At 37.7% G+C, this 2,477-nt stretch carries 1 protein-coding gene; it reads left to right on the plus strand.

Translation table 11 applies throughout. The annotated features are described in order from the left end of the window. Positions 1–145: 145 nt before the first annotated feature. Positions 146–2,477: right-handed parallel beta-helix repeat-containing protein (locus QZU77_RS10790; protein WP_366208880.1), on the plus strand; the 2,332-nt coding region annotated here is incomplete at its 3' end.

The raw sequence follows: 2,477 nt of genomic DNA on the forward strand, positions 1-2,477 counted from the left end.
CGTTGGAACATGGAAAGTGAAGAAATCCATGCTCAAGAAGCTTAAGGTTAATAAAAAATACAAATACGCTGTATCTTACGGCAAGGACACCTTGACTAAGAAGTTAACTATTAAAAAATAATCGAATTAAACATGAGGTTTTAAAATGAAAGTTACAAAAAAACTATTCCTTGTTGCTTTGCTACTTTCTTTAATATTGTCCGTTGGAGCAGTTACTGCTCAGGACAATATGACTTTCGAGAAAAGCAACTTACAAGAAGTTTCAACAGAAACAGTCAATCAGAATGAAGAACAATCCGTATTGGATGAGACTGTCGAGGAACAGGATGATTCCAAACTGAAAGATGGTGAACCGGATATTGCCATATCATATTCTTTTTCAGATATTCAAGACAGCATAAACTCCGCTAAAGAAGGGGATACGATTTATCTCGATGGCAACGAATATTCGGGAGGAAGCACAATTATGGTGAATAAAACTGTCACTATTGTGGGAGGATCCAAATCCAATCCGGACAGTATTGCAACTTTAAATGCAGATAACTGCGTAAATATAATGAAGGTCACAGCTGCTAATGTTGTGATAAAAGGTGTTAAATTCATAAATGGTAATGCTAGTGTGGATGATGATAGGGGCGGTGCTATTCGTTGGTTAGGTGAAAATGGAGTTTTGAATAATTCCTGTTTTATAAATAATCATGCATTCAACACTGGTGGAGCCATTCATGTTGATAAGAAAAACTTAAGAATTGAGCACTGTAATTTCACTAAAAACAGTGCAGATCAGGGAGGAGCCATCAAATTCGATGGGGACTATGGTATTATGAATGACTGTATATTCATTTCCAATTCTGCCCGTATTGGAGGTGCCATCGGATGGAACGGTAAGGGTGCCATTCTAAATAACTCCTATTTTGAAAATAATTCCGCTAGGGGTTGGGATGGAGCAGTCAGATTTACTAATGATGTAATTTTAAGCAATTCTTATTTCGTTAATAATTCCGCTGATGAATGCGGTGCAGTTCTTGTAGGGGCTTATTCTACTGTAACAAACTGCAGTTTCATTAACAATGCAGCTAACGCATATGGGGCCCTGGACATTGATGGTAGGGATTGTGTTGTGAAAAACTGTACCTTTAAAGATAATTCTGGAGGAGAAGGGGGTGCAGTCCAATGGTATGGTAGAAATGGTGTTTTAGCAAATTCGTCATTCATAAATAATTCAGCCAATTATGGGGGAGCATTCTATTCCCAGTATAGTGGAGTTAATGTGACAGGGAATAATTTCACTAATAACTCCGCTAAGGAATTAGGTGATGTACTGTATATTGGCTCTGCAAATAGTGTCATATCCAATAATAATTTTGATAATTCAAATTCAGATGGGTATGCAATCTATTTGGGCAGTCTTGATAATGTGATTGAAGGTAATAATTTCACCAATCCTGAAAGGGTCATTATGGGGCAAGGAAGCATTATTGATGTTGAAGATGTTATCATGGGATTTATAGGGTCTAAGATTTCAATTCCAGTCTATGTGCATGATTCAAATGGAAAACCATTAAACGGTGTTATTTCACTATCCGGATATGGTTCTCAAACATTGGTTGATGGTAAAGCTATTTTTGAGATAAGTTTACCTGATTCTCTTGAAAATTTGACATTCATGCTGAGTTACGGTATTAAAAATAGGACTTTTGATGTTATTGTCACTAATCATTCAATTGTAAACATCACCCAACCTGAGAGTGACTCGGATGATGTTCTTGTTAGGTTGGCTTATGGTGCAGAGGGCATTGTGATGATTACAATCAACGGCAAGAACTATGCTGAAAGGGTTGTTAACTCTTCGGCGCTGATAAAAATAGATGCTTTGATGAATGGCAATTACAATGCTATAATATATTATTCCGGTGATTATGGTCATTATGGTGAAGAAAAAAACATTACTGTAGCTGTAAAGCACAATCCTGTCTATAAGCTGGATCAAAACAAGGACATCACTGTTGCCTACAGCGGCAAGGCAGCTTATAGGGTATTAGTGATGAAGGATGGAAATCCTATCGCTGGTGAAAATGTCATAATCAGCTTCAACGGAAAGAACCATAATGTCAAAACCGATGCCAATGGTTATGCGACCCTGAACCTTGACACAAACATCAAGCCTGGTTCATACAGTGTCAAAACCACTTATAATGGTGTAAGTGTTTCCAACAAGGTGAAGATCACTCAGATAATCAAGGCATCAGACAAGAAGGTCAAGAAGTCCGCCAAGACCACTATGGTCAAGATTTCCTTGAGCAAAGTTGACGGCAAGTACCTGAAATCAAAAACCCTTAAAGTCAAGTTCAACGGCAAGACCTATAAGGTCAAAACAAACTCCAAGGGCGTTGGAACATGGAAAGTGAAGAAATCCATGCTCAAGAAGCTTAAGGTTAATAAAAAATACAAATACGCTGTATCTTACGGCAAGGACA

The organism is uncultured Methanobrevibacter sp. (assembly GCF_902774605.1).
Taxonomy (GTDB): domain Archaea; phylum Methanobacteriota; class Methanobacteria; order Methanobacteriales; family Methanobacteriaceae; genus Methanocatella.